This window comes from Roseococcus pinisoli, assembly GCF_018413645.1.
Lineage (GTDB): Bacteria > Pseudomonadota > Alphaproteobacteria > Acetobacterales > Acetobacteraceae > Roseococcus > Roseococcus pinisoli.
Genome location: NZ_JAHCDA010000001.1, coordinates 1,043,184 through 1,066,141 on the forward strand (window position 1 = coordinate 1,043,184; position 22,958 = coordinate 1,066,141).

The following is a 22,958-nucleotide window of genomic DNA, read 5'->3' on the forward strand; positions in this document are numbered from 1 at the left end:
GCTAGCCGCCCGGCGGCTCGTCATAGAAGTCGACGCGCAGGCGCATGGGGCCGACCGGCTCGACGAAATGCGGCTGCCCCGGCGCCAGGGGCCCCGCGCGATCGGGCGTCAGCAGGAGGGTCGAGAAGGGCTCGAGATAGGTGAGCTGCACCTGCCCCTCGATCACGCGGATCATTCCCCAGGTGCCGGCCTTGGTGCTGTGCCGCGCCCTCAGGGCGGCGGGCAGGGTGGTCTCGTCGAAGACCGGCGTGGACCGGTAGGGCGTCGCCATGGCGCCGCTCCTAGACGAACGGAAGGACGGCGAGGACGGCCAGCAGGTTCCAGAACAGCATGTTCACCAGGGTGCGGATCATCGTGCGGCTATCGGCATCGCCCACATGCAGGGCGTCGCTGGTGAGGTTGCCGGGGAGCAGGAAGAGGTCTTTCGGGCTCATGGGAGCCTCCTAAGATGCATTATCCATACACCTTATAGAAAGGCCATGCTTGTAAAGCAATACGCTTGATGCATCTTATCCCCATGCGCCTCACCACCTTCACCGACTTCTCCCTTCGCATGCTGATCCACATCGCGCTGAAGCCTCAGGGCCGGGCGACGATCGCCGAGGTGGCGCAGGCCTATGGGATCTCCGAGAACCACCTGATGAAGGTGGCGCATCTGCTCGGCCAGGCCGGATACGTGACCACGCTGCGGGGGCGCGGCGGCGGCCTCGTGCTGGCCAGGCCGGCCACGGACATCACGGTGGGCGAGGTGGTGCGGCGCATCGAGCCGGACCTGGCGCTGGTGCCCTGCTTCGCGAAGGGCGACTGCGTCATCCTCCCGGCCTGCCGCCTGAAGCACGCGCTGCATGCCGCGCGCGAGGCCTTCCTGGCGGTGCTGGACGCCACGACGCTCGCCGACATTGCCGTGCCCGATGCGGAGCTGCGGGGACTGCTGGGCATCGCCGCCTGAGGCGACGGTAGCTCCTAGCCGGCCGGCACCTCGGCGAGGCGCGCGGCCTGGGCCACATGGCGCAGCCCCTCGAGCGCCTCTTCGAGCAGGCCCATATCGTTGCCACCCTCGCTGAAGATGGCATAGGCCGGGTAGAGGAATTCCGGCGCCTCCGGCACCAGCGCCAGCCGCCCGGCATCGAGATGCGGCTTCACCGCGCCGAGCCGGAAATAGCCATGGCCGCCCGCCTCCAGGATATAGCCGAGGCCGAGCGGGCCGAGATCGACCACCAGGCTCGAGTCGGGCCGCCCCGCCTGGCCCATCGCGTGATGCAGAGCGAGGTCCTGGCCCCATTCCACCTGGACGTAGTCGTCCGGCGCCGGATCCGTCCGGGTCGCACGGACCATCACCAGCCGCTCCTCCGTCAGGTGCTCGACGCGCAGCCCCGCCCGGTAGCGGGGCGCATAGACCACGCCGATATCGACGATCCCCTCGACGACCTGCCCGATCACCGTGCTGGAGCTGCCGACCTGCGCCCGCAGCGCGACGTCGGGGCAGGCGCGGCGCATCCAGAGGAGCCAGCGCAGCAGCAGCGGGTCCCACAGGCTGTTCTCGCAGCCGATGGAGAGGATGGCGCGCCGGCCGGCCGGCACCGCGACCTGATGGCGCGCCCGCTCCCAGAGCTGCACGAGCGCCGGCGCGTGGCGGAGGAAGTTCTCCCCCGCGGGCGTCAGCGTGGCGCCGGCCTTGTTACGGATGAAGAGGGATCGGCGCAGCTGCTCCTCCAGGGAACGGATGCGGGCGCTGACGGTCGTCTGGCTGACATGCAGCCGCTCCGCCGCGCGCACGAAGCTCCCCGCCGAGACGATGGCGAGGAAGGTGCGGGCGAGCTCGATATCCATGCCGGAACAATAAGGATTATCGGCATTAAAGCTGCATTTAAATTCGTTTGTCAGCAGATAGACGCCGGGATCACTCTCTGCGTGCTCACCTCCCGTGGCTCCTCGGATGCAGGCAGCATCCACTCCCGCCGCGGTTTGCCGAAGGTCAGCACGGCCGGCCCCCGCCAGGGCCAGGAGTGACGAAGATGAGAGAGCCGAATGCCAGGGAGCTGATGTCGGAGCCGGTCGTGACGATCCCGCCGGACATGCCGGTGGCCGATATCGCCCGCCTGCTGGCCGAGCGCGGCATCTCCGCCGTTCCCGTCGAAGGCGAGGAGGGGGTGCTGCTGGGCCTCGTGACGGAGGCCGATCTCATTTGCCGCCTCGCCGCGCGGCTCGACCACGCGCCGTCCTGGGTCGGGTCGCTGTTCGTCAATGCCGACAAGGCGGCCGAACGCTATGCGCGGGCCCATGGCTGGATCGCGGAGGAGGTCATGACCCAGGACGTCGTGACCGTGGGCCCCGATGCGCCGGCCTCCGCCATCGCGGCGGCCATGGAGCAGCATGGCATCCGGCGCGTGGTCGTGGTCGAGGCCGGCCGCATCCAGGGCGTCGTCAGCCGGCGCGACCTGCTGCGCGCCCTCGACGTCTCGCCGCCGGAACCGGCCATCGATGTTCCCTCGGACGATCGCATCCGCAGCGCGGTCGTCGCCATCATGCGCCGCGAGGCATGGGCGGGGACCGCCCACGCCTCCGTCGAGGTTCATGAGGGCGTCGTCGAGTTCCACGGGCTCTGGCCGGGCCGGTCGGTCCAGCGTGGGCTGCGCGTGCTGGCCGAGCAGGTTCATGGGGTGAAAGGCGTGTCCGACCAGACCATCCAGGGAACCGAGGATCTCTACTGGATCGGCTGAGGGGCTGAGCGTTTCGTGAGGGCCGTATGGAGGTTGAAATACGACCCCATCCGGAGCGGCTGGTGCTGCGCCGGATGTTTGGCCGTGAGTCATCTCAACCGAACGCGGCGTGAGCCAGGTGACGGCTCTGCACACGAGAATGCGCAGCTGAGCGGGAACGCGCGATGTGTCTCAAAGGCGAATACGCATCGGCCCCCAATGCTCCAGCCGACACGTGATCCTCCGCAGACCGTGCAGCACCTTCTGCCTTCGATCTGCAAGACGAAGACCTCCCTCTCGCGAGCGCGCTGCTGATCGTTCGCCTGGCAACTCCGTATGCTGAAATCGCTCCGCTGATGGAGCTGCACATGGTGTTGAGGACCATCGGTGCCGTAGGCGGAGAATTCAGTGCCGACGACTGATCGCTTCCCATCGCAGGAGGTCGTGCAACGCGCACGTATCGGCAGGCGCGTCAGTGGTGGGCTTTCGCCTGGCTTTCTCGAGCTTCGCCACGTCCATCGCCGTCCTTGATTCAGTTGAAGGCCGTGACCGGCGCGCTCCGAGCGGGACGAATGATTTTTCGCGGCTTCGATCTGCGCTCTTTCAGAATCACTGAATCACCAAGCGCTGCCAGCAGCTTGCGAGCGCCGAACCTCGATTCATCCTCTCGCGTCAGATGGGCGAGACGAGAAAGAATCACGTGATGTTTGACACGGGGCACCTGATCTGCGCCATTGGTCGCGCCTTCGTCCGGCCGTTCTGATCCCAGAAGCTCCTAAAGGCCAACTGGATAAGTCCCATTTGTCCGGCTTGAGTTGGCGTTTTGCGTCGGAAATCACCGTACGCATTTGATCAGGATAACTAACATGGCTTCAGGCACCGTTAAGTGGTTCAACTCGACCAAGGGCTTCGGCTTCATCACGCCGGCTGGCGGCGGCTCCGATGTGTTCGTGCACATCACGGCTGTCCAGGCGGCGGGCCTTCAGGGCCTCAATGATGGCCAGCAGGTTTCCTTCGACCTGACGGAAGAGCGCGGCAAGACGTCTGCGGTCAACCTCAAGGTCAGCTGAACTCCTCGAACTTCGAGGTTTCATCTGAAAGGGCGGCCCGCAGGGGCCGCCCTTTTTCATTGGGGCTGCGATGAGCGGTCCGGCAACATCGCGGCGTTGCTCGCATGGCGAAGCACCGCTCGGTCAGCACAGCTGTGATGCGACGATTCACAACTTGCCTTCGTCATCTCCAGATGCACACGACGTCGAGCGACGGACACTGAAAGCATTGGCGAAACCTATCGCTCCGGCGAAGAGCGCGCGCCTCCATCGCACGCGGCGACATCGGCGGAATTTCTGCAGGCCGATTTCTTTTCAGATCCCGAGACGCCGCGCCGCTGCGAGCGAGGCCTGTCGCGCCTGCCCATCCATCCAGACGCGTCCCGCCCGCGCGACCGTCAGGCGATCCGGCCCAATTTCCTCTGGCGTGCCGGCGCGGAACGGCGGTTGCGGCGAGTATTCGAGGATGAGTTGTACCCGCTCCGCCGCCTCCTGCCCGCGGAGCAGGGCCGCGAGGGTCAGCCCGAAGTCGAGGCCCGAGGTGGCGCCGGCGCCGGTGAGCCGGTTGCGGTCCCGCACCACGCGGCCCGGATCGCGGATCGCGCCCATCAGCGGGAGCAGGTCCGCCACGCCCCAATGCGCCGTCGCGCGATATCCACGGAGCAGGCCCGCGGCCGCGAGGACGAGGCCGCCCGTGCAGACGCTCGTCACGTAGCGCGCACGCCCACCGCGATCGACCAGGAAATCGAGGACGGTGGTGTTGCCCATCGTCGCGATGGAGCCCATCAGCCCGCCCGGAACGAAGAGCACGTCCAGCTCCCGCGGGCAGTCCGCCAGCGTCATCGTCGGCGTGACGTTGATGCCCACATCCGTCGAGACGGGATCGAGCGTCTCGCCCACCAGATGGATGTCCGCGCCGAGGATCTTCAGGATGGTCTGCGGCCCGGCCAGGTCGAGCAGGATCATCTGCGGATGAACGAGCATCGCTACGGTGATCGGCGGGCCGGCCGGGCGCGGCGGCCGTGACGGCCCGGCTGGCGCGGGGCTGGCGGGCTGTGCCGAAGCCTGCGGTGCGGAGAGCAGTGCGCTGCCCATCGCCGCGGCCGCGAGCCCGCGCCGCGCGAGGCCGCCTGGTACGGGCGAGGAGGTGTCGTGCGTCATGCGGGAGTTCCTGGAACGGCCTGCTGAGCCGGGCGGTGGCATTGGCGTCGCCCGGATACGCCGGTTCGCGCTGTTCTGCACGCCGGGCTTCGCCGGCCGAGACGGCTGCCGCCGCAATTCGCTCGGACAGTGTCGTTTCGGCACTGTCCGGTGACGAGGACTTGTCAGATCTTCCCGGTGATTGTTAATGCCGAGTCCAGCTCATGTAATGGGCCTGGACAGAAGTGGCATCGATGTCGCAAGGCTTCTCCGCTGCGTATCATGATCGCGGGCTCGGCCGCGGCCACTATACCGCCTGGACCTTGTCCTCGGGCGCCGAGCTCATGCGCGCCGTGAATCCGTCGATCGGCTGGGCCCGCGCCCGCCACGACATGGCGCTTGCACTGCACCTCTGCCTCGGCCGCACGCCCGGCCGCATCACGCGCCATGTGGGTGATGTGCGTGAGCTGCCGCCGCCGCGCGTGGGCCTGATGACCTTGTCGCCCGGCGCTACCGACCTCGAATACGAGGCCGAGGGCGGCACGCGGATGCTCACCCTCTCGCTCCCCGCCGTGACCTTCACGGCCGTGGATGGCCGCGCCGAGGACGCCTTCCTGCGCGGGCTGCTGCCCTTCCGCGACGATGCTCTGCGGAGCGTGCTGCTGGAGCTCGCCGAGCGCGCCGCGCAGGGCGTGAGCGAACGCCTCTACATCGACCACGCGATCGCCTTCCTGGCCGCTTCCCTCGCCGCGCCCAGGCGCCTCGGGGCGCGGCGGGCCCTGGGCGAGATCCAGCTGAAGCGCGTGCTGGAAGCCATCGAGGCGGCGCTGGACCGCAATCCTTCCTCGCCGCCTTCGCTCGACAGCCTCGCCGCGACGGCCGGGCTGTCGCTCTCGGAGTTCACGCGCGGCTTCCACGCGGCCATGGGCGAGAGCCCGCATGCGCATCTGACGCGCAGCCGGATCGCGCGGGCCCAGGCGCTGATGCGCGCGCAGCCGCACCTGCCGCTGGCCGATCTCGCGGTGATGCTGGGCTTCGCGGACCAGGCGCATTTCAGCCGCCGGTTCCGGCATGTCACCGGGACCACGCCCGCGCGATTCCGGCGCGGCACCCGCTAGAAGCCGGTTCGCTTCCGCGGCGGCCCTCGCGCAGAAATCGACAATTCCCGCTTGCCCTTCAAGACGTCGTTCCTCGGGCGCGCGAGAGCACCCCCGCACACGCCATCGCGGCGTGAGGAACAGGGTGGGAAGCACGCAGATGCCTGCAATGACGACGATGACGACGCTGGGATACGCGACCCTGGCCGACGGCGTTTACTACGATACGGTCAGCCAGCTGGGCTCTTTCGCGCGGCAGACGCTGCGCCCCAATGAGATCAGCGGCTTCCACGCCGCGCTCTACATGCGTGCCGTGGGCGGACAGCTCGAATACGTCGTGTCCTTCGCCGGCTCGGAAACGGATCAGGTGATGGTGGACTGGCGTGCCGATCTCGGTTTCGGTGGCAGCAAGGGACAGATCGCGCTGGCCGCGCTCGGCGGATTGGCCGGCATCGGGCTCGCGGCGCATGCGGAACGCCTTCTCGCGCAGCAGCGCGCTTCCGCCATCGCCTTCACCATCCAGGCCATGCAGGCGGCCAAGAGCAGCAGGCTGACGTTGACGGGCCATTCCCTGGGCGGGGGCCTGGCCCAGATGGCCGCTGCCGCGACCGGCGTCGCCGCCGTCACCTTCTCCGCCCCGGCGGTGAGCGCCGTGAAGGGCGTGGAGGCTTCCTTCGGCCGCAACCGGCCGAAGATCGTCAACTTCCGGGTGAAGAATGATCCGGTGAACATCTCGGAGCAGGCCGGCAAGCGGTTGGGCGTGGTGGTGACCATGATGAGCCCGCGCGGCATCGATGCGGCGCACCAGATCCCCAACACGCTGGAGGAATTGCGGCCGCAGGGTCAGTTCTCGACGACGGGCGCCCGGGATCCCTTCTCCTTCCAGGGCGACATGTCGATCTCGAGCTGACGGGGAAAGGCGGCCGGAGATCCACCAGACGGCGCGGCGTCGCCGGAAGGACAGACGCGTTCTCAAATCTTGCGCGATAGCAAATTAATGAAACTTGTATCGCTGGGGATTTCGCCTCATGCAGTGCAGAACAATGCCCGAATGGGATGCTGAAAAATGATAGGGAAGACGGCCGAGCGTCAATTCAGAGCACTGATTTCTCTGCATAATAGCCCCGAACGCTATCTGTCGCTCGGCGAACTGCCGCGCGGCATCGGCTGTACGATCATGGAGACCCTGACACGCGGCGGATATGCCGAGGCAGGGCCCTCCTGCAGATTCCCCCGTCAGGCCGGCTGGAAGATCACGACGCTGGGCATTCATGCCCTCGAGAAGGCCCTGCAACCTGACGCGGTGCCCGAACCGGGAGAGGACCGGCTTACCGATTGGGCGGCCACTAGCCAGCTCCAGAACTAACCCAGCAGGGCTCCCTCTTCCGCCTGCTCCGGGCTGTGCGGGCTTGGGGCGAGGTGGCCGGGGGCACGCCAACGACCGGCGACCGGGCCGTCCGTACTGATCAGCTCCGCCACGCAGACTTCCTGTCCGCCCCCGGTCCAGATGGAACACTGAAGGGGGCCGAGCTCATGCGAGCCGCGGCCATTGGCGCCGAGATGCTCCAACCGGCTCCTGGCCCAGGATCGCGCGCCGAAAATGCCGCCGCTCCAATAGACGTCGGGCACGCCGAGGTCGCCCGGCTCGGCAAAATAGAATCTCAGGATGTAGTGGTCCGTCATCGCCGCCTCCTTTCCAAAAGGCGGTCGCACGAAGCGCTCGCGCCTCGGTTGCGGGAAGGGCAACCTATGCCATCGGAAGTAGTTTAGCCAGCAAAATGCCGGAGCTGTCGGTCGGGCTGACAGTGTCGGCACAGAATGATGCGAGACGACCGACGGCTGAGGGCAGCACAGCGGGGCGCCCTAAACTTATCGGCCGCTCGCGAGTTTCACCCCTGGACAGACGGAGACCAGGCCATGCCTCGTGGAGAGAAGTCCAAATACACCGACAAGCAGGAACGCAAGGCCGACCACATCGCCGCGGGCTACGAGAAGCGCGGTGTCTCGGAGACGGAGGCCGAGCGCCGGGCCTGGGCCACCGTCAACAAGGATGACGGCGGCGGCAAGCAGCCCGGCGGTTCGGGGCGCGGCCAGGAAACGGGACATCCGGCGGCGCATCGGGGCGGCAAGGTCGCGGCCTCACGCTCCGCGGAAGCCAGGTCGGCCTCCGCCAAGAAGGCGGCCGCCACCCGCAAGCGGAACGCGGCTGCGAAGAGAGCCTCCTAGTACGAGCCGGACGCCCGGAATCCCCGGGCGCGGCGCAACATCCAGGGACAACTGCCATGAACCGAACGACCCGCGTGGTCGATCGCCAGCGCGCGATCCAGGCCCAGGTCCAGGCGGCGGACAAGGCTCGCCCGCCGGAGAAGATGAAGGGCGCCATGCAGGCCGGCGCACGCCGCTATCCCGAACCGCCTTTCCCCAAGCAGCTCCTGGAGAAGCCGGGGCTGGAAAGCGAGCAGGAATTCGCCCCGATGTACGACGCGCCCTACTGGAAGGGCTCCGGCAAGCTCGAGGGTAGAAAGGCCATCGTCACGGGCGGTGATTCCGGCATCGGCCGTGCGGTGGCGGTGCTCTTCGCGCGCGAGGGCGCCGACGTTGCCATCCTGCATCTGCCCGAGGAGCAGGCGGATGCGGAGGTCACGCTCGCGGCCATCGGGAAGGAGGGGCGGCGCGGCCTGTCGATCGCCGGCGACGTCACGGATCGCGCCTTCTGCGACAAGGCCGTGTCACAGGTCGTGAGCGACCTCGGCGGGCTGGACGTGCTGGTGAACAATGCCGCCTTCCAGTTGCATGTCAGCCGTTTCGAGGATCTGACGGAGGATCACTTCGACCTGACCGTCAAAACCAATCTCTACGGCTATTTCCACATGGTGCAGGCCTGCCTGCCCCATCTCCGGCCGGGTTCCGCCATTGTGAACACCGGTTCGGTGACCGGCCTCTTCGGAAGCTCGTCGATCGTGGACTATTCGATGACCAAGGGCGGCATCCACGCCTTCACCCGCGCGCTTTCGGGCAGCCTGCTGCCGCGTGGGATCCGCGTGAATGCGGTGGCGCCCGGCCCGGTCTGGACGCCGCTGAACCCCAGCGACAGTGCGGAGAAGGCCAAGGAATTCGGATCCGGCACGCCGATGAAGCGGCCTGCCCAGCCGGAGGAGCTGGCGCCGGCCTACGTCTTCCTCGCCTCGCCGCAGATGTCGAGTTTCATCACCGGGGAGGTGCTTCCCGTCATCGGCGGCTATTCGAGCCACTGATGCGCGGCATCCTCCACACAAAAATGCGCCCGGCCGAGGGGATGGCTCGGCCGGGCTGGATGTAGAGGAACGGGGAGAGTGAAGGGATAACGCGCTGCTTCCCGTTCAGTTGCAGCGCACAATAACGCTTGCCGAAAATCAGGCGGACATCGTCTAGCGCCCGGTCTGGTCCTTCAGCGCGCCCGCGGTCTCGCCGGCGCGGGGAGACTTCTCGGCAGGCTTATCGGAGGCCTTCTCGGCGTGGGATTTCACCTCGTCGGCCTGCTTGCCCTGGGCGTCGCTGCTGCGCAGGTCGATGTCGCCCTTCTTCGAGCTGCCGGGATTGGGCTTTCCGGTGGTCATGGCGTTCTCCCTTCGGGGTTGAGCCTGTTCAACGCGCCCCGGCGCCGATCGTTCGATCATCCCGCGAGAAGCAGGACGAGGCTGGCCAGGAGGGCCGTGACGCAGATCATGCTGGCGATGTGCATGGCTGTCCCTGGAGCTCAGCGCCGCAGGGCGGAGGGCGACACGCCGTAGCGGCGGCGGAACATCAGCGCGAAATGGCTCGGATTGGCGTAGCCCACGGCCATCGCCACCTCCGTGACGCTGCTCCGGCCTTCCAGCAGCAGGCGGTGCGCGGCCCGCAGCCGGACATCCTGCAGAAAGCCGATCACCGAAGTGCCGAACTGCGTGCGGAAGCCCGCCTTCAGCTTCTTCTCGTTCAGGCCGACCTGCCGGGCGAGGCCCATCAGCATGTCGTAGAGCGTCAGGTCGAAGTCGGGACGAATGGCGAAGCTGCGGCACAGGCCGCTCACCTGCGGCGAGGTGAGCCTCCGGCGCTCCATCTCCGTCTGCAGCGAGCGTTTCGCCGTGTGGTCGGGCGCAGGGCGAAGGGTGAACTCCTCAAGGCGGAGCGGCGCATGGAGTTGGAGCGCTTGCGGCATGGCCGGGTTCCGGGGCTAATTGAGAACGATTCGCAAAATATCATGACAAGCGGTCTGTGAACAACCGGCGCGGCGCATCGCCGCTGGTCTCGGGGCAGGGGGCCGGGATGGCGCTGACCTCCGCGCGGATCCTGGCGGAGGAGCTGGGGCGGGACGACGCCGTGCCGGCGGCGCTGGCGCGGCACGAGACGCGTCTGCGTCCCGCGATCCGGCGACTGCAGGAGCACAGCCGCAAGTCGGCCTCCTGGTTCGTGCCGGCCACGCCGCTGGCCTTCCACCTGCGCAACACGGTGATGCGATGGACCCCGCGCCCGCTTCTCGGCCGGCGCCTCATCAAGGCGATCCGTTCGGAGCAGCTGCTGGCGCTGGAGCGCTAGGCGGGAAGGGGCGGCCCCCGGCGCCGGGCTGCCTTCCATCATGGGCCCTGGACGGGTGGCGCCTGACTCAGGCCACTAATAAACTATTTATAATTGTATATTTAACGTGTACCGACAGGCCGGTGACAGTCAGGCTTCTGCTCGAGACGTGACGATTCAGATCGCGAAGGGCGGGACGATATTTCCCCCACAAAGCTGCCTAATGCCAAGGGAATAGCCATTTTCTCGCGGGGAGGTCGTGAACTAACTTCTTTGATCCACCCGTCATCCCAACCCATCCAGGCTTGCCGTGATCCGCGCCCGCAGCGCGGCTGGCGCCTGAATTTGACCGGCGCAAGCCATATACACGTTATTGCATTGTGCAATTTACGCATATACGATCTCCAAATGAAGAATTCCACGCCAGCGCTTCGCCTGTGTCGGCTGCCTGACATGCCTGCAACGGCAGGGCGCTGCCGCTTCTCGAACGGCGCCTGACGCGCGGCCATCGGCCGCCTTCGAAATCCAGGCCGGCCGCTGCCCGGCCCGCCGAATCATCCCCATTCCAGGAAATCGTGATGAACGCTGATCGTCGTAGCTTCGGTCTGCTGATAGGCGGCGGGATCGCCGCCCTTGCCGGAAATGCCGTCCTGCCCCGCCCTTCGCAGGCCAGCACGGCCGCCGGTAGCCGGCGGGAAGGCGGGCACGCCACCTTCCTCCTCAGCAGCCTCGAAAGCGGGTGGGGCCTGAACGAGAAGGTCGATACCTATACCGGCATCGTCTGGGGCCAGATCGCCGACAAGCTCGTCCACGTCGATGCGCAGGGCAACGCCACGGCCTGGATCGCCGAGCGCTGGGACGAGAATCCCGACCAGACCGAATTCGTCCTGCACCTGAAGCGGGGCGTGACCTTCTCGGACGGCACGCCGCTCGACGCGCGGGCCGTCGCGGCGAATATCGACCTCTGGGCCAAGGGCGATACCTCCCGCGGCGTCGGGCGCCTCGGCCTCTTCCCGTCCAGCACCTACCGCGCCTCCGAGGTGATCGACGACCACACGCTGCGGGTGAGCTTCACGGCGCCCACCCTCAGCTTCATCCCCACGCTGGGCTATCACAAGGCGGTGCTGCGTGCGGTCTCGAGCCTCAATCTGCGGCCGAACGAACTCGGGGATCTGAGCAAGCAGTTCGGCAGCGGCCCCTTCGTGCTGCAGTCCTGGCAGGAGAGCGACAATGTCGTGCTCGTGCGGCGGCAGGACTACAATTGGGGCCCCAAGGCGATCGACCATTCCGGGCCGGCCAGCCTGGAGCGCATCACCTTCAAGGTCGTCAGGGACGCCTCGCTGCGGGGCTCGGCGCTGCAGGCCGGCCAGGCCGAGATTGTGCTGAACATCGCGCCCCATGAGCTGGCTGCGCTGCGCACCCGGGGGCTGAGCGTCGTCGCGCCGGAAAGCCTCGGCTTCGTCAGCGGCTTCGTCGTCAACACGCGCGCCCCGCATTTCGGCGAGCTCAGCGTCCGCCAGGCCGTCCAGCACGCGATCAACCGGCAGGAGATCGTCGACACGGTCTTCACCAGCGACTGGGCGCCCGCACGCACCTTCCTGCAGTCCAACGTCCCCGAGGCCGGCGATTTCAGCAGCCTCCTCGCCTACGACCCCGACAAGTCCAAGCGCCTGCTGGACGAGGCCGGCTGGCGGCCGGGCCGCGACGGCGTGCGCGTGAAGGACGGCCAGCGTCTGAGGTTCAACCTTTATGCCAGCCCCTGGGTCAGCACCTCGCGTCCGGTGGACGAGGTCGTCACGCAGCAGCTGCGGAAGGTGGGCATCGCCGCCACGCTGCAGGTCGTCGACATCTCGACCTACAATGCCCGTGTGCGGGGCAACGACAATGTCCCGCTGGTCGAGATCAGCCGCAGCTTCCTGGACGCCGGCGTGGTCGGGAACATCCTGACGGACGCCAATGGCGGCGAGGATCTGTTCAGGTACGGGCAGACGAACGCGACGCTGAACCGCCTCGCCGGTGAGGTCGCCAATGCCGTCGATCGCCGGGCGCGCGCCGCGACCTTGCAGGAGGTGCAGCGCCATGTGCTGGAGCAGGGGCTGTTCATCCCCACGGCGCAGCTGCTGCAGCGGCTCTACGTGCAGACGCCGAAACTGAAGGGCGAGATCTACAGCGGCGCGGCCTACCCGCTCTACTACGGCGCCTGGCTCGAGGCTTAGTCCGGCCCGGCGCGGCGGGGACCGGCATGCGCCGCTCCGCCGCGCCGGCGCCGCCAACTTCTCCGGAATGTGAAGCGCGATGAGCCTCAGCCCCCATGTCAGTCATGCCGCGTCGCGGATCGCGCAGGCGGTCGTCGTCGTCCTGCTGGCCTATACGGCGACCTTCCTGATCATCAACGTCCTGCCCGGCGATCCGATCTCCAACATGCTGCTGGATCCGGATAATGGCTTCACGCCGGAGGAGATCGCGCCGATCATCGCCTATTACGGCCTGGATCGGCCGGTGCCCGAGCAGCTGTGGACGGCGCTCTCCCGCTTCGTCGTCGGGGATCTCGGCATCTCGCTGCGGTCGAACCTTCCGGTCTCGGGCCTCGTGCTGGATGCGCTGCCTTCGACGCTGACCCTCGCGGCCTCTGCGCTGGCCGTCTCGCTGTTGCTGGCCTTCCTGATCGCCTATGCCTCGCAGAACCTGCCGCCGCGCCTGGGGCAGGGGCTGATCCGGGCGATCCCGTCCGTGTCGCTCGCCATTCCGAGCTTCATCGTCGGCATTTTCCTCATCCAGGTCTTCGCGTTTCAGTTCGGGCTGTTCCGGATCACCAGCCCGGACAGTTTCGCGGCGACGCTCTTCGCCGCGATCGCCCTCGGCCTCCCGGTCTCCGCGCAGATCGCGGAGGTCCTCATCACCAACCTCGATCACGAGGCGCGGCAGGACTATTTCGCCGTGGCGCGATCGCGCGGGCTGTCGCGGGCGGCGCTCTTCGGCCGCCACCAGCTCCGGCCCTCCTCCCTGCCGGTCGTGACGATGGTGGCGCTCGCGGTGGGCGAGTTGCTGGGCGGCTCCCTCATCACCGAGGCGATCTTCGGCCGGAAGGGGATCGGCTCCCTCGTCCAGGGCGCGGCCTCGACGCAGGACTTTCCCGTCCTGCTCGCCGTCGTCTCGCTCGCCGCCGTGGTCTTCGTCGCGGTCAACCTGCTGGCGGATCTGATCTACCCGCTGCTCGACCCGCGGCTGCGGCGCCGTCAGGCGGCCCGCATCCCGGCGCCCGATGCGGAGACCCTCGTCTGATGGCGACCTTCCCCGCCGCGCAGGCCCTGCCGTTCCGCGACGCCTGGGCGGGCGCACGCCGGGTGCCGACCGCGGTCATCCTCTCCTTTGCGGTCGTCTTCATCGTCGTCGCCTGGTCGCTCCTGCCCGACCTCTTCACGCATCACGACGCCTATGTCGGCGACACGTCGCAGAAGCTGCTTCCTCCCTCTGCGCGCTATTGGTTCGGCACGGATCATCTGGGCCGGGATCTCTTCACGCGGGTCGTGCACGGGACCTGGGCCTCGGTCACCAGCGCGGCGATGGCGGTCGCCGTCGGGCTGGTCGCCGGCGGGCTGATGGGCCTGCTGGCGGGCTTCCTCGGCGGATGGACGGACACGGTCGTGGCCAGGCTGGTCGACGTGCTGCTGGCGATCCCCAACTTCCTGCTGGCGGTCGTCATCGTCAGCTCCTTCGGCTTCGAGACGACCAATATCGCCATCGCGACCGGCGTCTCCTCCGTCGCGGCCTTCGCGCGGCTGATGCGATCCGAGGTGCTGAGGACGAGCACCTCCGTCTTCGTCGAGGCCTCGGGCCTGCTCGGCGGGTCGCGCTGGCACATCCTGCTGCGCCACGTCCTGCCGAATTCCAGCCGGTCGGTGCTGGCGCTCGCCGTGCTGCAATTCGGCACCTCGATCCTCATCATCGCGGGCCTGGCCTTCCTCGGCTACGGCGACCCCCCGCCGGCGGCCGATTGGGGCCTGCTGGTGGCGAGCGGCAAGGACTATCCGAGCTCGCCCTGGCTCGTCTTCGCGCCCGCGGGGGTCATCGTCGTGACCGTGCTGGCGATCAACCGCATCAGCCGCTGGATCCGCCATGCACATTGATCGCCTGGCAGTCTCCCGCGCGGCGACGGAGATCCTGCGCGTCGAGGATCTGTCGGTCGCCTATGGCCGGCAGACGGTGGTGAGGCAGGCCGGCTTCACCCTGGAAAAGGGCAAGGCGCTTGCCCTGATCGGCGAGTCCGGCTCCGGCAAGTCGACCATCGCCAAGGCGGTGCTGGGGCTGCTGGGGCGGGGTGAGGCGAAGGTCACCGGCCGTATCCGCTTCAAGGGCGAGGACCTGCTCGCCCTGCCCGAGAGGAAGTTCCGCGCCCTGCGGGGCCGCGCCATCGGCTTCGTCCCGCAGGATCCGCAGAACGCGCTCAATCCCGTCCGCACCATCGGCTCGCAGGCGCATGAGGCGGCGAGGCTGCTGGACCTGCCGGATGGCGAGGCCGAGCGGCGGGCCATTCTCGATACCTTCGCCCTGATCGGCCTCGCCGATCCCGAGCGCGTCTATCGCTCCTACCCGCATCAGATGTCGGGCGGCATGCTGCAAAGGGTGCTGATCGGCCTCGCCGTGCTGCCGCGCCCCGATCTCATCGTCGCGGACGAGCCGACCTCGGCGCTGGACGTCACCATCCAGAAGCGCATCCTGGACCTGCTGATGGAGTTGCGCGGCGCGCTCGACCTCAGCCTGCTCTTCATCACGCATGACCTTGCCCTCGCGGCGGAGCGCACCGACGAGGTGGTGGTGCTGAAGGACGGCGCGGTTCAGGAAATCGGCGCCTCCGGGCAGGTGTTCCGCGCCCCCGCCTCCGACTATGCGCGCCGGCTCCAGGCCGATGTGCCGGCGTTGAACCCGGACCGCTTCCGCGCCGTGGCCAGGCGCGGCCAGGAGGCGCGCGGCGGTGGCGGAATGGGCATTCGCGTCGAGGCCGTCTCGAAGAGCTTTCACGCCGACGGCCGCTCCCTTCGCGCGGTGGACGAGGTGTCCTTCTCCGTCGCGGCGGGGCGGACCCATGCACTTGTCGGCGAATCCGGCTCCGGGAAGACGACGCTGGTCCGCCTTCTGCTCGGGCTGGAGACGCCGGATGCAGGCCGCCTCACGGTAGATGGGCAGGCGGTGCATGGCCTGTCGCGCGACGCGCTGCGCGGCCTGCGCCGCAACCTCCAACTCGTCTACCAGAACCCCTTCACCTCACTCGATCCGACCTGGAAGGTGCGGAACCTCATCCGGGAGCCGCTGGACCAATACCGGCTCGGCGACCGTGCGGAGCGCGAGGCCCGCGTCCTCGACACGCTGCGCTCCGTCGGCCTTTCCGAGGAGCTGCTGGAGCGGCGGCCCGCGAAGCTGTCCGGCGGTCAGCGCCAGCGCGTCGCCATCGCCCGCGCCCTCGTGCTGCGGCCGCGGGTACTGGTCCTGGACGAGCCGACCTCGGCCCTCGACGTCACGGTGCAGGCCGGCATCCTGCAGGTGCTGAGCGAGCTCCAGGCCGCGCACGGCCTCACCTATCTGTTCATCTCGCATGACCTCTCGGTCGTCCGGCAGATTGCGGACACGGTGACGGTGCTGCGGCATGGCCGCGTCGTCGAGCAGGGAGCGGTAGAGCAGGTATTCGAGCGCCCGGCACAGGCCTACACACGGGCGCTCATCGACTCGATACCACGGCCGCGCCGGGCGGAGTCTGCCCCTGCGCCGGCCCGAGACCATTCGTACCAGTCCTGAACTGCCGGACCGGAATTCGGAGCTCCCATGTCAGCACGCCAAGACCGACTGACCCTCGTCGCCTTCGCCGACCCCAACATGTTCTACAGCGGCGATCCGGCCCGCGCGCGCGACCCGGGGCGCTTCGGCATCGAGAACTTCATCGCCCACGCGAAGCTGGCGGAGAAGGCCGGCTTCGATGCCATCTTCAAGCCCGACTTCCTCGGCCTCGATCAGGTGAAGTCCGAGATGCGGCCGCGCGCCGGCTTCGAGCCGCTGACGCTGCTCAGCGCCCTGTCCCAGCACACGCGGCGGGTGGGGCTGATCGTCACGGAATCCACCTCCTTCACCGAGCCCTACAACGTCGCGCGCTACTTCACCTCGCTGGACAATGTCAGCGGCGGCCGGGCGAGCTGGAACGTCGTCACCAGCTATTACGGCGAGGAGAATTTCGGCGACGGAAAGCTGCTGTCGCTGGCCGAGCGGTACCGCAAGGCCGACGAGTATCTGGAGGTGGCCTACAAGCTGTGGGACGGCTGGAAGGAGGGCTCCGTCTCCTATTCCGAAAAGGGGCACCGCTTCGACGGCAATCTCGTGGAGGAAGCCGATTTCGTCGGCGACTATTTCCGGGTCAAGCAGGCGCTGGACATCCCGCCCGGCCCGCAGCGCAGGCCCGTCATCGTGCAGGCCGGCGCGTCGGAGAATGGGCTGGATTTCGCGGCCCGCCACGCCGAGATCGTCTTCGCCGCGACGCCGGATCTGGAGACAGCGATCCCCTTCTACCAGGACCTGAAGCAGAGGGTCGTGGCCCAGGGGAGAAGCCCCTCGCAGCTGCGGGTCCTGCCGGGTCTCAACATCTTCGTGGCGCCCACGGCGGGCGAGGCGGAGGCGATCTACCACAGCCAGTTCACCGACCAGAACCTGTTGAAGTATCGGGACAAGATCGTCCGGGAGGCACCGCTGTTCCGCCTGGAAGGCCTTGATCTGGATGAGCCCATCCCGGCCAGCGCCATCCCGGCGGAGGAGGAGCTCCAGGGCGTCGAGCGGCGCCGCAGCCGGGGGCTGCTCCTGCGCCGGTATTTCCTGCGCCCCGGGGCGACGCTGCGGAAGGTCCTGAGCGAGGTCTACGAATTCGGTCACCTGACCCTGATTGGCACGCCGGACAGCATCGCCGGCGACATCGCCACCTGGTTCGAGGCCGAAGCAGCGGACGGCTTCGTCCTGAAGGGCGGCAATTCCTTCGCCGCCGTGGCCGAGCAGGTGCTGCCCATCCTCGAGGCCAAGGGCATCCTGCGGCGCCCGGCAGGGGAAGGGCTGACCTTCAGGCAGGCGTTGTTTGGGAACGGGGCGTAGGCTTCGCCCGTCGCCTAAGGCCGGCCCGATCCCTATTCCGCTAAGGTATCCGTCCGCCAGCGCGCCGCCGTGACCATGGGGTCGAGGCTGAGGCGGCCGACGATCTGCTCCAGCGCCTCGTCCTGTCGGCTGTCGGAGCCCAGCACGGCATGGACCTCCACGCGGTCGGTGTCCTCGATGTTGCTGCTCTCCAGCCGGCGCAGGTGCAGGCCGCGCCCGCCCAGCCCCTGCAGCAGCATGGCGCGGACACGCGCCTCCTCCGCGCCGCGGCAGACGACCTCGACCGTGTAGCAGGCGGGCGCGGCCCCGGCCGTCGAGGCCGCGAGCAGGGGTTGCCGGTTCACCATCCGGACCAGCGGCCGGAGGAAGAGGTTCACCAGGACGATGAAGCCCGCCACCAGCGCCGCATGCAGATGCGCACCCATGCCGGCGAGCAGGCCGACGGCGGCGGAGCACCAGAGCGTCGCGGCCGTGTTGAGGCCGCGGACATTGGCGCCTTCCTTGAAGATCACGCCGGCGCCGAGGAAGCCGATGCCGGAGACCACCTGCGCGGCCACGCGGGTCGGGCTCGCATCCGGCCCGGCGAGCGAGGAGAAAACGACGAAGCTGGCCGCGCCGATCGCGACCAGGGTGTTGGTGCGCAGTCCGGCGAGGCGCTGGTGCCATTGCCGTTCGAAGCCGATCGCGGCGCCGAGCAGGGTGGCGGTGCCGAGGTTGAGCGCCGTCTCGAGAAGCGGGGGAATCATGGGAATTGTCCAAACCGGCGAGGGAGGGCGGCGCGCCTTCCTTCGGGACGCTGCAGTCACGTTTCGAAGGCGCGGATGTAGATCGCTTTGATGAAATTGCCGGGACGGTGGCGTTTCAGGCGAAAGACAATGCGCCCTGCCTGACCGTCCCGACGCTTTTAGCGGCCGCGAGGCTTTCCCCGGACGGGACCGCGCGCCCTGCGGCGAGTAAGGCCGGCCGGCTGATCCGCCCTCGCGGCCTCGCGCCAGGAGCAGGAGAGCTTTCCGGTCGAAGGGTCGAGCCGCCAGGTCGCGACGAGGCGGGGGGTGGGCCGGCAAGGCAGCACGCCCTTGCCGCGCGGCAGGATCGTAGAGGCGCGCTGCGGGCGCAGGCGCGCAGGGCCCCGCAGGGCCAGCATCATGGTCTCGAACATCTTCGGTCTCCGTCCGGCCACCGGGCCCGGACGGCGGGCGACGGACGGGTCGCCGATCCCTAGATCGACGTCCCGGCGACGCCCAGCGCCGCTGCGCCAGGAAGCCTGTTCGCTGTGGGGGATGACGTCGCGGCCCGCGCCGCGGTCACGGCGAAGGAGACGACGCCACGACTAGGGTGGCAGTCCATCACACTCTCGGTTGTTGAGCAGGGCGTCGCGGCCTGGCCGCGACGCCCGGCAGGCTCCTACGCCCGGCCGTCCGCCGCCGTCAACGCCCGAAACCTCAGCCGGCGTCCGGCCCATCCGGGTCGCCGGCCGTTGTCTCCCAGCCCAGGCCGACCATCGCGACCGACCGCTTCCCGCCGCGCTCGCTGCGCAGGACGATCGCCTTGCGCTCCTCCAGCCAGGTCAGCAGCCGGCGTGCACGACCCGCCGAGCGGGTGCCGTAGGCACGGGCGATGGTCGCGTCCGAGGGGCAGGGCAGGCCGTCCAGCGCGGCGCGGGCGAGCAGCAGATAGACGCCCTGGGCATCCTCCGGCAGGGCCTCGGCGCGGGCGACGGCGGTCTGCCAGGCCTCGCCCTCCGCCACTTCGGGCGCGATCCCGGCCCGGGCGGTCGCCAGCAGGCGCCGGAAGCCCGGCAGGTCGGGCGGGCCGTCGATCTCCTGGATCCGCAGCCGGACCAGGAAGTCCTGGTAGAGCACGCCGGTGGAGCGAAAGGCCGCTTCCTCGTCGGCCATGATCTGATGGAGCGTCGCGGCGATGCGGGCGTTCCGCAGCTCCAGCTCCTCGGCCGTCGGCGGCTCGGGGGCGGCGGCCTGGGGCGCCAGGGCCGGGCGGAACTGGGCGAGCTGCATCAGGATATCGGGCGGTGGTGGGCGGGGCGCGCGGCGCGGGGCTGGGCGCAGGGCCTCGGGCTCCGGCCCTTCCAGGATCAGCTCGCGCGCCTCCTCGCTGGAGGCCGGCATGGGCGGGGCCAGCAGCTGCGGCCCGGCGCTGCGGGTCTGGGTCTCCACGGCGCCGATCCGGATGGCGACGGGGCGGCGCGACAAGGCCGGGCCGAGAGCGACGAAATGCCCGCGCTCCAGGTCGCGGAAGGATTCGGCCTGGCGCCGCTCCATGCCCAGCAGGTCGGCGGCGCGGGCCATGTCGATGTCGAGGAAGGTGCGGCCCATCATGAAGTTGGAGGCTTCGGCCGCCACGTTCTTCGCGAGCTTGGCCAGGCGCTGGGTCGCGATCACGCCCGCCAGGCCGCGCTTGCGGCCGCGGCACATCAGGTTGGTCATGGCGCCGAGGGAGGCGCGGCGCGCCTCGTCCGAGGCCTCGCCGGCCATGGCGGGGGCGAAGAGCTGGGCTTCGTCCACCACCACCATCACCGGGTTCCAGGCGTCGCGCTCGACGTCGAAGAGGCCGTTGAGGAAGGCCGCCGCGCTGCGCAGCTGGGCCTCGACCTCGACGCTGTCGAGGTTCAGCACCACCGAGACGCGGTGCCGGCGGGCCCGGTCGGCCGCGCGAATGAGGGTGGGCTCGGAATGATCGGCCGCGTCGATGACCAGGTGGCCGAACCGGTCCGCCAGCGTCACGAAATCGCCCTCGGGGTCGATCACCACCTGCTGGACCCAGGGGGCGCTCTGCTCCAGCAAGCGGCGCAGGAGGTGCGATTTGCCCGAGCCGGAGTTGCCCTGCACGAGCAACCTCGTGGCGATCAGCTCCTCCAGGTCGAGCGTCGCGGCCGCGCCCTGGCGCGTCTGGCCCATCTCGATCCCGATCGTCATGGCGGTCTCCTACAGCCTTATGGCCGGGAGGAGAACATCCGGGGGTGCCATCGGATGGGATGGAGGGCTGCCCCGTTTCCCCATGCCGGCAGAACCCTCCGCGGCTCGACTCGCCCGCGATAAAGCAAACAAATCAAGAACGATATTGCGGCAGGAGAAACGCCCGACCACAAAGGGTTGTGGTTGTTGGATGCATGACGACCGTCAGCGATTCGTTCGCGCGAATCGACTCATCTTCTTGATTCGCCGAAATTCCGAAACGGCGATTTGTCGCGATGATTCACTGAATGTTCTGGCGTTTCGGCAATTACATGCCAAGGATTATGACGGTTTTTCGCTGCGTCCCGGCACTCCACCGCCAGTCCCGGAAAAGCGCGGCAGGGCCCCGGCCTGGGCATGCGCCGCCCGCGCCCGGACCCCGCGAGGCCCGGGCCCGGAGGCCGGTCAGAAATCGTAGAGCCGGGCGGGATTCTCCACGAGGATGGCCTGCCGCACCGCCTCGTCCGGCGCCCAGTCGCCCAGCAGGTCGAGCAGCGGGGCCTCGTCGGGCTTGTTCTCGAAGATATTGGGGTGTGGCCAGTTCGAGCCCCAGACCACCCGTTCCGGCGCCGCCGCGATCAGGGCGCGGGCGATGGCCGAGACATCCGCATAGCCCGGCGGCCCCGAGCGGGAGACGCCATAGGGCGAGGAAGCCTTCATCCAGACATGCCCTGCCTCCAGCAGCCGCTTCAGCGCCCGGACCTGCGGCGCTTCCGGCGGCACGGGGTCGTGGAAGCGGCCGACATGGTCGATGACGACGGGGCAGGGCAGGCCGCGGATGAGCACCTCGCGCTCCGGCATCTCGCCGCCGTCGAACTGCAGCTGCAGGTGCCAGCCGAAGGGCGCGACCTTCGCGCCCATCTCGTGCAGCCGGTCCCAGGGGATGAGGCCGCCCTTGAGCATGAAGCAGCGCGCCCCGCGCGCCCCGGCGGCGTGCAGCCGCGCGAGCTCGGCCTCCGGCGTGTCGAGCGTCACGACGACGACGGCGCGCGCCGCGTCCGGGCCGAGCGCGGCCACCGCGTCCAGCGTGCAGGCATTGTCGTCGCCATAGGCCGTCGGCTGCACGATCACGGTGCGCGACAGGCCGAGGCGCGCCTGCACCGCGCGATAGGCCGCCAGGTCGTAGGCGAAGGGCACGGGCGAGGGGTTGCTGGGCGCGACGGGATAGCGCTCCGCCGGGCCGTAGATATGCATGTGGCAGTCGGTCGCGCCGGCCGGGACCGGGAGACGGGGCTGGGTCGTCATGGATTCTCCTCCGCCGGCAGCGGACCCGCTGCGAAGGCCGTTGTCCATCCATCCGGCCCGGGTCATCCTCCGCGCAAAGACTTGGGAGGAAAAGTAATGTTCGCACGTAGGAGCCTGCTCGCGGGCGGGGCTGCGCTTGTCGCCGCGCGGCCGGTGCTCGCCGCCTGGGAGCCGTCGCGCCCCATCCAGCTCATCGTCGGCTTCGCGCCGGGCGGCGGCGCCGACCTTGCGGCCCGCGCGGCCGGGGAGGCGGCGACGCCCTTCTTCCCCACCCCGCTCGTCGTGGTGAACCGGCCGGGCGCGGGCGGTGCCATCGCCGCGCAGGCCGTGGCCGGCATGGTGCCGGATGGGCTGAACCTGCTCGTCGGCGGCGGCAGCGAGAGCATTTCCCTCCCGGCCTTCCGCGAGGTTCCCTACGACCCCAAGCGGTCCTTCCGCTCCATCATCCGTCTGACCCGCCAGCCGCTGCTGATCGTGGCCAAGCGCGGCGGCCGCTTCACCGACATCCGCCAGGCCGTCGAGGCCGCGCGGGCGCAGCCCGGCGTGATCCCGCATGCCTCCTCCGGGGTCGGCTCGATCTACCATGCGGTCTTCGTGTTGCTGCAGCAGGCGGCCGGGGTGGAATTCCTCAACGTCCCCTTCACGGGCGGCGCGCCCTCGCTGGCGGCGCTGATGTCGAACACGGTGGAGCTCGCCGTGCTGGCGCCGGAGGAGATGGCCGGGCTGACCAGCGCGGGCGAGGTCGTGCCGCTCGCCGTCGCCTCGGAGGAGCGGCTGCCCAACTTCCCCCGGACGCCGACGCTGAAGGAATGCGGCTGGGACGTCGTCATTGAGAACATGAAGGGCCTGATGGCGCCCGCCGGCCTGCCGGACGAGATCTACGCTGGTGTGCACGATCGCTTCCGGCAGGGGATGCAGACCCAGCCCTGGAAGACCTTCCTCGACCGCACGGGCGCCATGGACGGCTACCTGGACGGCCCTGGCTTCCAGACGGCGATGGACAAGGTGCTGGACGCGCTGAGAACCGCCGTGCGGCGTTAGCGCGACCCTTCGTGTGGATCGCGGCCGAAAGGCTGTTACCCTTGCCTCCGCATTGATTCG

General features: G+C 68.7%; 27 protein-coding genes. 16 read left to right on the forward strand and 11 right to left on the reverse strand.

All coding sequences use genetic code 11. The features are described 5' to 3' along the window. Position 1 precedes the first annotated feature (1 nt). Both KHU32_RS05005 and KHU32_RS05010 read right to left on the reverse strand, forming a co-directional pair. Positions 2-271 (reverse strand): DUF1971 domain-containing protein, encoded by a 270-nt coding sequence (locus KHU32_RS05005; protein ID WP_213668914.1) that lies wholly within the window; start codon positions 269-271, stop codon positions 2-4. A gap of 10 nt (positions 272-281) precedes the next feature. Next, positions 282-434, reverse strand: coding sequence for a hypothetical protein (locus tag KHU32_RS05010; protein ID WP_213668915.1), 153 nt, complete (start codon positions 432-434; stop codon positions 282-284). A gap of 68 nt (positions 435-502) precedes the next feature. Between KHU32_RS05010 and KHU32_RS05015 the strand changes: the two genes are divergently transcribed. Beyond that, positions 503-949 (forward strand): Rrf2 family transcriptional regulator, encoded by a 447-nt coding sequence (locus KHU32_RS05015; protein WP_249680555.1) that lies wholly within the window; start codon positions 503-505, stop codon positions 947-949. A 14-nt stretch (positions 950-963) separates the two neighbouring features. Here KHU32_RS05015 and KHU32_RS05020 read toward each other — a convergent pair whose 3' ends face one another. Next, positions 964-1,830, reverse strand: a complete 867-nt coding sequence (locus KHU32_RS05020) for a LysR family transcriptional regulator (RefSeq protein WP_213668916.1) — start codon at positions 1,828-1,830, stop codon at positions 964-966. A gap of 185 nt (positions 1,831-2,015) precedes the next feature. Between KHU32_RS05020 and KHU32_RS05025 the strand changes: the two genes are divergently transcribed. Beyond that, entirely contained in the window at positions 2,016-2,720 is a 705-nt protein-coding gene (locus tag KHU32_RS05025; RefSeq protein WP_213668917.1) for a CBS domain-containing protein, read from the forward strand. Between the two features lie 845 nt (positions 2,721-3,565). Next, entirely contained in the window at positions 3,566-3,769 is a 204-nt protein-coding gene (locus KHU32_RS05030) for a cold-shock protein (RefSeq protein WP_213668918.1), read from the forward strand. A 294-nt stretch (positions 3,770-4,063) separates the two neighbouring features. On the opposite strand, the gene KHU32_RS05035 is transcribed toward KHU32_RS05030, so the two are convergent. Beyond that, positions 4,064-4,909, reverse strand: coding sequence for a DJ-1/PfpI family protein (locus KHU32_RS05035; RefSeq protein ID WP_213668919.1), 846 nt, complete (start codon positions 4,907-4,909; stop codon positions 4,064-4,066). On the opposite strand from KHU32_RS05035, the gene KHU32_RS05040 reads away from it, so the two are divergent. From KHU32_RS05040 to KHU32_RS05055, 4 genes are all read left to right on the forward strand, one after another. After that, positions 4,908-5,063, forward strand: a complete 156-nt coding sequence (locus tag KHU32_RS05040) for a hypothetical protein (protein WP_213668920.1) — start codon at positions 4,908-4,910, stop codon at positions 5,061-5,063. The genes KHU32_RS05035 and KHU32_RS05040 overlap by 2 nt on opposite strands. A 79-nt stretch (positions 5,064-5,142) precedes the next feature. Next, entirely contained in the window at positions 5,143-6,006 is an 864-nt protein-coding gene (locus tag KHU32_RS05045) for a helix-turn-helix transcriptional regulator (protein WP_213668921.1), read from the forward strand. A 139-nt stretch (positions 6,007-6,145) separates the two neighbouring features. Continuing rightward, positions 6,146-6,895, forward strand: a complete 750-nt coding sequence (locus KHU32_RS05050) for a lipase family protein (RefSeq protein WP_213668922.1) — start codon at positions 6,146-6,148, stop codon at positions 6,893-6,895. 156 nt (positions 6,896-7,051) lie between these two features. After that, entirely contained in the window at positions 7,052-7,351 is a 300-nt protein-coding gene (locus KHU32_RS05055) for a hypothetical protein (protein ID WP_213668923.1), read from the forward strand. On the opposite strand, the gene KHU32_RS05060 is transcribed toward KHU32_RS05055, so the two are convergent. After that, on the reverse strand, positions 7,348-7,668 hold the full coding sequence (locus KHU32_RS05060) for a hypothetical protein (protein ID WP_213668924.1): 321 nt from the start codon (positions 7,666-7,668) through the stop codon (positions 7,348-7,350). The two genes, KHU32_RS05055 and KHU32_RS05060, sit on opposite strands and share 4 nt — an antisense overlap. A 234-nt stretch (positions 7,669-7,902) precedes the next feature. On the opposite strand from KHU32_RS05060, the gene KHU32_RS05065 reads away from it, so the two are divergent. Together KHU32_RS05065 and KHU32_RS05070 are read left to right on the forward strand one after the other, a co-directional pair. Next, on the forward strand, positions 7,903-8,211 hold the full coding sequence (locus KHU32_RS05065) for a plasmid stabilization protein (RefSeq protein WP_213668925.1): 309 nt from the start codon (positions 7,903-7,905) through the stop codon (positions 8,209-8,211). 56 nt (positions 8,212-8,267) lie between these two features. After that, on the forward strand, positions 8,268-9,239 hold the full coding sequence (locus KHU32_RS05070; protein WP_249680556.1) for an SDR family oxidoreductase: 972 nt from the start codon (positions 8,268-8,270) through the stop codon (positions 9,237-9,239). 153 nt (positions 9,240-9,392) lie between these two features. Here KHU32_RS05070 and KHU32_RS05075 read toward each other — a convergent pair whose 3' ends face one another. Next, complete coding sequence (locus tag KHU32_RS05075; protein WP_213668926.1) at positions 9,393-9,581, reverse strand: hypothetical protein; 189 nt, start codon at positions 9,579-9,581, stop codon at positions 9,393-9,395. A gap of 140 nt (positions 9,582-9,721) precedes the next feature. After that, entirely contained in the window at positions 9,722-10,162 is a 441-nt protein-coding gene (locus tag KHU32_RS05080) for a helix-turn-helix transcriptional regulator (RefSeq protein ID WP_213668927.1), read from the reverse strand. A 107-nt stretch (positions 10,163-10,269) separates the two neighbouring features. Here KHU32_RS05080 and KHU32_RS05085 point away from each other — a divergent pair, with 107 nt between their 5' ends. The 6 genes from KHU32_RS05085 (at position 10,270) to KHU32_RS05110 (ending at position 17,640) form a co-directional block, all read left to right on the forward strand. Beyond that, on the forward strand, positions 10,270-10,539 hold the full coding sequence (locus tag KHU32_RS05085; protein WP_213668928.1) for a hypothetical protein: 270 nt from the start codon (positions 10,270-10,272) through the stop codon (positions 10,537-10,539). Positions 10,540-11,096: 557 nt separating this feature from the next. Next, positions 11,097-12,734 (forward strand): ABC transporter substrate-binding protein, encoded by a 1,638-nt coding sequence (locus KHU32_RS05090; protein WP_213668929.1) that lies wholly within the window; start codon positions 11,097-11,099, stop codon positions 12,732-12,734. A gap of 79 nt (positions 12,735-12,813) precedes the next feature. Further along, complete coding sequence (locus tag KHU32_RS05095; RefSeq protein WP_213668930.1) at positions 12,814-13,800, forward strand: ABC transporter permease; 987 nt, start codon at positions 12,814-12,816, stop codon at positions 13,798-13,800. Next, the gene (locus KHU32_RS05100; RefSeq protein ID WP_213668931.1) at positions 13,800-14,645 is read left to right on the forward strand and encodes an ABC transporter permease; all 846 of its coding nucleotides are present in this window, start codon (positions 13,800-13,802) and stop codon (positions 14,643-14,645) included. Before KHU32_RS05095 ends, KHU32_RS05100 begins: the two co-directional genes overlap by 1 nt. Then, positions 14,635-16,308 (forward strand): dipeptide ABC transporter ATP-binding protein, encoded by a 1,674-nt coding sequence (locus KHU32_RS05105; RefSeq protein WP_213668932.1) that lies wholly within the window; start codon positions 14,635-14,637, stop codon positions 16,306-16,308. The genes KHU32_RS05100 and KHU32_RS05105 overlap by 11 nt, the downstream gene beginning before the upstream one ends. Positions 16,309-16,335: 27 nt before the next feature. After that, entirely contained in the window at positions 16,336-17,640 is a 1,305-nt protein-coding gene (locus KHU32_RS05110; protein ID WP_213668933.1) for an NtaA/DmoA family FMN-dependent monooxygenase, read from the forward strand. A 32-nt stretch (positions 17,641-17,672) separates the two neighbouring features. On the opposite strand, the gene KHU32_RS05115 is transcribed toward KHU32_RS05110, so the two are convergent. From KHU32_RS05115 to KHU32_RS05130, 4 genes are all read right to left on the reverse strand, one after another. Next, positions 17,673-18,386 (reverse strand): MgtC/SapB family protein, encoded by a 714-nt coding sequence (locus KHU32_RS05115; RefSeq protein ID WP_213668934.1) that lies wholly within the window; start codon positions 18,384-18,386, stop codon positions 17,673-17,675. Positions 18,387-18,544: 158 nt separating this feature from the next. Next, on the reverse strand, positions 18,545-18,799 hold the full coding sequence (locus tag KHU32_RS05120; RefSeq protein ID WP_213668935.1) for a hypothetical protein: 255 nt from the start codon (positions 18,797-18,799) through the stop codon (positions 18,545-18,547). A 283-nt stretch (positions 18,800-19,082) separates the two neighbouring features. Continuing rightward, a complete protein-coding gene (locus tag KHU32_RS05125) occupies positions 19,083-20,573 on the reverse strand; it encodes an ATP-binding protein (RefSeq protein WP_213668936.1) in 1,491 nt (496 codons plus the stop codon). Between the two features lie 444 nt (positions 20,574-21,017). Further along, positions 21,018-21,857, reverse strand: a complete 840-nt coding sequence (locus tag KHU32_RS05130; protein WP_213668937.1) for an amidohydrolase family protein — start codon at positions 21,855-21,857, stop codon at positions 21,018-21,020. Between the two features lie 96 nt (positions 21,858-21,953). On the opposite strand from KHU32_RS05130, the gene KHU32_RS05135 reads away from it, so the two are divergent. Further along, complete coding sequence (locus KHU32_RS05135; RefSeq protein ID WP_213668938.1) at positions 21,954-22,898, forward strand: tripartite tricarboxylate transporter substrate binding protein; 945 nt, start codon at positions 21,954-21,956, stop codon at positions 22,896-22,898. Positions 22,899-22,958: the final 60 nt, after the last annotated feature.